The organism is Paenibacillus sp. FSL M7-1046 (assembly GCF_038007405.1).
Lineage (GTDB): Bacteria > Bacillota > Bacilli > Paenibacillales > Paenibacillaceae > Paenibacillus_AQ.
This window is the reverse complement of sequence record NZ_JBBOXB010000002.1, coordinates 1-6,107: the sequence shown is the minus strand read 5'-3', so window position 1 is coordinate 6,107 and position 6,107 is coordinate 1. Positions and strand designations below refer to the sequence as shown.

The window sequence follows — 6,107 nt, the reverse complement described above, 5'->3', positions numbered from 1 at the left end:
GATATCGAGGACACCGGCCGCTGCGCATCCGCCAGCATTTGCTGCGCGATCTCTCGGATATGCCCCTCCATTCGCCGGATGAATGTTCCATCGTATACCTTGGCGTTGTACCGGAATTCAATCGACAACGCTTCGCCCGGGGCTAGCACGACGGTTAGGTCATAATTCGTCTGCTCAAATACTTCAACGTCACGGATCCCAAACGCAGCCTCGTCCGTTCCGCCTGCTTGGCCAATCGCTTCAGCAATCGGATAGTTCTCGAACACCAAAATATGATCGATCAATCCTTGCTTCAGCGCGCTCAGCCCCTGAATCTCATACAGCGGATAATGGCTGTGTGATTCCGACGCCAGCGCCGCTTCCTGCACCTGCTGCAGCAGCACCGTTACGCTCTGGCCGGGGGAACTGCTGACCCGTACCGGCGTCGTATTGATAAACAGGCCGATCATCTGCTCGATTCCCGGAACTTCCGCCGGTCTCCCCGATACGACAGTCCCGAATACCACATCACTGCTCTGGTTGTACTTCTGCAATAGCAGTCCCCAGATCGTCTGCATCACTGTGTTCAGCGTCACCTGGGCCTGGCGGGCCAACTGCTTCAGCTCCCGGGTCATCCCCACATCCAGACGGAAGGCATGCTCCTGCGGCTCGGCTCCCGTATGCCCTGCTGTCCAAAGCGCTCGCGGCACACTCGCCTGTTGCTCATAGTTTGCCAAGTACCGGCTCCAGTACTGTCGCGCCGCTTCCCCGTCCTGCTTTTCAAGCCATTGCATGTAACTGTTAAATTGTATTGGCATGTCAAGTCGAATGGGCTGCTTAGTCTTCAAGCATTGATATATATGCATAAATTCCTGCATAAGAATGCTTACACACCAACCATCCATCAAAATATGGTGGAAGCTCCAAATCATTATGTGTGAATCAGAATCCTTTTTTAGAACAGCTAATCGAATTAAAGGCCCCTTCAATAGGTCAAAGCCCTCATCTCGATCATTTTGCATGTACTCGTTCACATACCTAGACTTTTCATTTTCACTCAACTGAGAAATATCTTCGAAAATCAAGTCCGTCTTTTGATTTTTTACTACGACTTGAACAGATTTCTTCACCTTTTTCCAGACGAAGATGGTTCGAAGTATATCGTATCGCTCAATCAGCTTCGCAAAGGATTGATTAACTAGGGTTACATTTAAATCACCTGCAAGCTCTAAAGTATATTGTTCAAAATACTCATTTGATTTGTGAAGCAAAGAATGAAATAACATACCTTCTTGCATCGGCGTAAGATAATAGATGTCTTTTATCGAGTCTCTTCTTCTACTCATGTTTACCTCCCGGCAAGTTGTTTAGAGACGCTATTATAAAACCTGGGCTAATTCCTCCGACCATTTAGTTTAGATACTTGGTACCTCGTTCTCTTCAATAACAACGTTAGGGGAGATGTTTTTACCTCTTCCCCTTCTGTTAACCCTTTTTTCCTAGTCTATTTGTTCAAGCAAAGAGTAAATGCTCTCTACTTCATCAATATCTAATCCACTAGAACTAAAATCGCTCGCGGTCTTCTCGCTGTGCGCCTGCCCCATGCAGTGGGCAATCAGTCTGCGAAGCTGTTCCGCATAACACGCCATCCAGCATTCCACCGTTTCCCTCCGGTACACGTCTGCTGCATAGTCGCACGTAAACACGAGCTCCCCGCCGATCACCATCCCGTTCAGGCTCAGCTTGTACTCACTGGGGAGGTTCGGGTCGATGCTGGTGCCCGTCCCGTACGCCGACGTTTCGAATACGCCAGTGGTCACGTCCCGGTCGAACTGCCCCAAGTAGTTGAAGCAGATCTCCGGGCGAAGGTCAAACGTCAACTCCTGTTTGTGCTCCGCTGCTGTCATATACTTCAGCACGCCATACCCGAGCCCTTTGTTCGGTACGCTGCGCAGCCCTTCTTTCACCGTCTTGATGCAGTCGGACAACGTCTCGTATGCTCCCAGGTCAAGCAGCGTCGGCACGATCGTCGTAAACCAGCCGACCGTACGGCTGACATCCACCGCTTCCCCGATCTCTTCCCGGCCATGCCCTTCCAGGTCCACGACAAACCGCCGCTCGCCCGTCCATTCCTGCAGCGCCAGGCCCAGCCCCGTCAGCAGGATGTCGTTGATTTCCGTATTGTACGCCCAGCCCGCCTGGTTCAATAACTGCGCCGTCTCTTCCCGCGACAGCCGGATGCTCACCGCTCCGCCGGTTCGCTCCGCTTCCATGAGCCCTTCGTCCGCCGGCAGCGCCGCAGCCGGCGTCTCCTCGATTCGCTTCCAATAAGCGATTTCATTCAGCTGTTCCTCACTGTCCGCATAGCGCGCCAGTGCCTCCGACCACGTCTGGAACGCGTCCGTCTTCTCCGGAAAGCGGATCTCCTCGCCCCGCTCCGCCTGCTCATAACCGGTCTGCACATCTTCGAACAGGATCCGCCACGACACCCCGTCCACCACCAGATGGTGGATGACGATCAGCAGATGATCGCCCTCGCCGGTCTTCATCAGCCCCAGGCGCATCAGCGGCCCCTGCTCCAGGTGCAGCCCCCGCTGCAGCCGCTCGGCTTCCGCCGCAATACGTGTGTCCACGGCGGTTTCCCCGCGCAAGTCGATCACATCCAGCCCGAAACTCGCCTCTAGAGGCCCGCGGCTCCACTGCACGATGCCCTCCGCTTCTTCCCGATACCTCATCCGCAGCGCATCATGATGCTGGGCGATCCGTTCAAACACACGGCGCAGGACACCTTCGTCGAATCCGTCCCTCCGTTGCAGCAGGACCGCCTGGTTATAATGGTGCGGCAGCTGCGGCGACCGTTCAAACAACCCTTGCTGGATCGGAGTTAATCGTACTTCGCCTTCTACCGGACGCTGATCGATCTGCCGCGCCAACTTCTGCACATGCGGGCTCAGCTCCAGGATCGTCGGATACCGGAACAGATCGCGGATCCCCAAGTGCAGCCCATGCCCCCGCAGCCGCGCGGCGATCTGAACGGCTTTGATCGAATCCCCGCCCAGCTCGAAGAAGTTGTCTTGGATCCCGACTTGTCCGACTTGGAGCACGTCCTGCCAAATCGTTGCCAGCTTCGCCTCCGTCTTGCTGCGCGGCGCCACATATTCACTTCCCGCCTGCATCCGTCCTTGCGGCTCCGGCAGCGCCTTGCGGTCGACCTTGCCGTTAGGGCTGAGCGGCAGCTTCTCCAGCTCCACAAAATAGGACGGGATCATGTAATCCGGCAGCTGTGCCGCCAGGTGCGCACGTAGTTCTGCAACCGGAACAGCTTCATCACTTACGAGATACGCACACAAGTACGCCTGCCCTCGCTCGTCCTCGCGGGCCATAACCACCGCTTCGCGGATCTGCGCATGCGCCAGAAGCCGCGTCTCGATCTCCCCGCACTCGATCCGGTAGCCGCGGATCTTCACTTGATGGTCGATCCGGCCCAAGTACTCCAGGTTGCCGTCCGGCAGCCACCTCGCCAAATCCCCGGTCCGGTACATCCGTGTCCCCGGCTCGAACGGATTGTCTACGAATTTCTCCGCCGTCAGCACCGGCTGGTTGAAGTAACCACGCGCCAGACCGTCGCCCGCGATACACAGTTCACCCGCGACGCCCATCGGCTGCAGCTGCCGGTTGTCACCCACAATGTACAGCTGCGTATTGGCGATCGGCCCCCCGATCGGCACCGCCGCTTCCGCGAAGGTCGGAGCGCTGTCGTAATACGCGACATCCACCGTGGCCTCCGTCGGCCCGTACAGGTTGTGAAGCGTGGCTCCGCTCCTCTCCATTAACTTGTAGAAGCCGGTCACATGCTGCGCCTTCAACGCTTCCCCGCTGGCAAATACCCGGCGCAAGCTGCCCAGCTTCTCCGGGCTAAACGCTTGTCCGGCCTGCTCCAGGAAGACGCTCAGCATCGACGGCACAAAATGCATCACCGTGACCCCGTGACGCTTGATCGTTTCGGCCAGCAGCGCGGGGTCTTTCTCTCCCTGCGGCGGAAGCATGCAGACCCGGGACCCGGTCATTCCCCACCAGAACAGCTCCCACACCGAAACGTCGAACGTTATGGGCGTCTTCTGCAGAATGACGTCCTGTTCTCCGATGGGATAGCGATTCTGCATCCATTGCAGGCGGTTGATGACCGCGCGATGCTCAATCATGACCCCTTTGGGGTTGCCTGTGGTGCCCGAGGTGTAGATCACATACGCCAAACGCCGGGAATCCGGCTCTAACGGCGGGTTGGCTTCGGATTGTGCTTGACTTCTAGAAGTCAACTCGATTACCGCGCCCTCAAATCCGCATGGATCAAGGCCGGGCTGGGTCAGCAGCACCATCGCGCCGCTGTCCCCGAGCATATACCGGATGCGTTCGGCCGGCAGCGCCGGATCGATCGGCAAGTACGCTCCGCCAGCCTTCAGGATGCCATAAAGCCCTACTATCAGTTCCAGCGAGCGTTCCGCCATAACCGCTACAATCGTTTCCGGCCCCACACCTTGCCCGCACAGCGTCCACGCCAGCTGGTTCGCCCGCGCGTTCAGCTCCGCATAGGTCAGCTGCTGATCCCCGTACACAGCCGCCACCGCATCTGGCGTCCTCTCCACCTGCTCCTCGAACAGCCCGTGAATCGTCGCTTCCCGCGTATACTCCGCTGCCGTGTCGTTGAACGCATGCAGCAGCAGTTGCTTCTCCTCTGGCGTGACAAGCTCATACGACCCAATGCTTGCTTCCGGCTGACCGGCGATTTGGAACAAGAGCTGCACGAAGTGCATCAAGTACCGCCTAACTGTCTCCTCGTTGAACAGCGCGCTGCTGTATTCCAGCAACAGCTGAAGTCCTTGATCGCCCTCCGCGACGTTCAGCGTTAAGTCAAACTTCGTCGCCCGGTGGTTCAGCTCGACCGGACGTACGTCAACAGCCGCCAGGGTAAAGCGCGCCTGCTCCATGTTCTGCAGTACCAGCATCGTGTCAAACATGGGGTTGCGGCTCATATCGCGCCGTACGTTCAGCTTCTCGACCAGTTCCTCGAACGGATAGTCCTGATGCTCAAACGCCGCCAGCGTCCGCTCCTTCACTTCGCGCAAAAAGTCCATAAACCGCTTCTCCCCGGACGGGGCGTTGCGCAGCGCCAGCGTATTCACGAACATCCCGATCATCGGCTCCGTATCTGCATGCGTCCGCCCCGACACCGGCGTGCCAACCACGATGTCGGTCTGCCCCGTGTACTTGTGCAGCCACACGTTATAGGCAGCCAGCAGCACCATGTACAGCGTGGCTCCGGTCTCTGCGGCAATCTGCTTCAGCCCCTCGGCTACGTCCGCGCTGATCTGCGCATGAACCTGCCCGCCTTCACTGCTTGGCACCGCCGCACGCGTCCGGTCGGCCGGCAGCTCCAGCACCGGCGCTTCCTCCGCATAGACCGACAGCCAGTACGCCTCATGCGCCTCCATCCGCTCGACCCCAAGCGTACCCTGCTGCCAGACCGCGTAGTCCTTGTACTGGATCCGCAGCGGCGCCAGCTCCCCGCCGGCATACGCCGCCATGAAGTCCGACACCAGAAGGTTCATCGACACGCCGTCCGACACGATATGATGCATGTCCCACACCAGCCAATGGCGCTCCTCTGCCAGTCGCAGCAGCCTGGCCCGCAGCAGCGGCGCCTGACCCAGTGCGAACGGTTGCACAAAATTCCGGATGAGTTCCGGGGCTTGCCCTTCATCTGCATCCCGGCATACCCATTCCAACACCACGTCTTCGTGTACTTGTTGTCTCGGTTCGCCGTCGATCCACGTGAACGACGTGCGCAGCGATTCGTGACGGGCGATAACCGAGCAAATCGCTTGCTCCAGCTGATCCGCATCCACCTGCCCTGTTAGCTCCATAACCCCCGGCATGTTGTAGCGCGTGCTCTCCGGCTCCACCTCATACAGCACGTATAGCCGCCGCTGCGCCGAAGACAGCGGATAATCCTTGCCCGGCTTCACCGGTTCGATTCGGCCATAGCCGCTTTCCTCCGTGCTGCGCACATAGACCGCCAACGCCTTCACCGTCGGACGCGCAAACAACTCCCGCAGCGGCAGCTCCACCGC

At 58.2% G+C, this 6,107-nt stretch carries 2 protein-coding genes; both read right to left on the bottom strand.

The annotated features are described in order from the left end of the window. A partial coding sequence (locus NYE29_RS34470) for a condensation domain-containing protein (RefSeq protein WP_340899915.1) occupies positions 1-1,265 on the bottom strand: 1,265 nt, incomplete at its 3' end. Between the two features lie 213 nt (positions 1,266-1,478). Continuing rightward, positions 1,479-6,002, bottom strand: a complete 4,524-nt coding sequence (locus NYE29_RS34465; protein WP_340899914.1) for an amino acid adenylation domain-containing protein — start codon at positions 6,000-6,002, stop codon at positions 1,479-1,481. Positions 6,003-6,107 lie beyond the last annotated feature (105 nt).